Genomic DNA, 1,245 nt, shown 5'->3' with positions numbered 1-1,245 from the left:
TGGCGGGCTGGACGCGCCGGGCGGCTTCTGCTACTTGCGGCTGAGGGTTTGATCGTCCCCGTTATCAGGATCTCCCACGCTGCGCCGCATCTTCGGATGCGCCTTCGAGCCGCCGAATTCCCACGGGTTGCCGTCGCAGACGGTGGTCCAAACCTTCTGCGCTTCCTCGTCGTCGGGATACGCGCCCCACTTGCCGGTGCCGCTGCACTCCGACACCTTGTCGCCGTCGTTATTGAACTCGGCAAGGTTGGTTACGACGACGGTGCCGTCGTCCTTGAAGAGCAGGGTCCCGGTATCGCCCTCGGTCCAGGTGCCTACGATGTCGGCCCGAGCCAATGTCTGTGGCTGCCCTATGCACCCCGTGGCCAGCGTCAACACCGCGACCGCCAAGACCACTCCACGCAACCCCGCAGCGACTCGCCCTCGTTCATCACGCATGACTCCCCCTTGCGTACGTCAAACCCTGGTTGCTTCGCACACCAGATCGTCAAGCGCTCACGCTGCCACGAAAGCTGAACATGTTCAACTCTGCTCGGCGCGCATTGGCAGCCCCGCTCCACACCGAATTGAGCGGTGCACCTTGGCCACTCGCCGTAAGGCGCCATTTCATTTGATGATGCGGCGGTAGCAGATCAGGGTGCTGGCGATGCCGACGAAGGCGAGGAAGTGCTCAGGCTTGCGTTCGTAGCGGCGGTGCAGGTGTCGGCATCCGTTCAGCCAGGACATGGTTCGCTCGACCACCCAGCGGTGCCGGCCCAGCCGATCGGAGGCTTCGATTCCGCGCCGCGCGATGCGGGGCACGATCTGTCGTCGTCGCAGCCAGTTGCGCAAGTGGTCGTAGTCGTAGCCCTTGTCGCCGTGGAGCTTTGCGGGGCGGCGGCGACGGGGCCGAAGCGGGAGCGGATCGGTGGTATCCCTCGCATCAGCGGGATCAGGGCCTGGCTGTCGTGGTCATTGGCGGCCGAGATGCCTATCGAGATGGGCAGGCCGTTGCGGTCGACGAGCAGATGGATTTTCGATCCTGGCTTGCCACGATCGGTCGGATTCGGTCCCGTCAACGGCCCCCTTTGAGGGCCCTGACGCTCACGGAATCGATCGCGGACCTCGACCAGTCCAACGCGCCGCGGGCACCGAGTTCATCCAAGACCAGGCGGTGCAGGTTGGCCCACACCCGGGCCTGCGACCACTCCGTGAAGCGCCGGAACGCCGTCACTCCGGAGGGGCCGAAGCCGGGCGGGAGCTGGT

General features: G+C 65.5%; 1 protein-coding gene and 1 pseudogene. Both read right to left on the bottom strand.

The window, feature by feature from the left end:
* Positions 1-30: 30 nt before the first annotated feature.
* Positions 31-390 (bottom strand): hypothetical protein, encoded by a 360-nt coding sequence (locus ACFWAR_RS39400; protein WP_385788556.1) that lies wholly within the window; start codon positions 388-390, stop codon positions 31-33.
* Between the two features lie 216 nt (positions 391-606).
* Positions 607-1,245, bottom strand: a pseudogene (locus ACFWAR_RS39395) (IS5 family transposase); the annotation flags it as partial.

Source organism: Streptomyces sp. NPDC059917, from assembly GCF_042730635.1.
In the GTDB taxonomy this organism is placed as follows: domain Bacteria; phylum Actinomycetota; class Actinomycetes; order Streptomycetales; family Streptomycetaceae; genus Streptomyces.
This window is presented reverse-complemented; position numbering and strand designations above follow the sequence as displayed.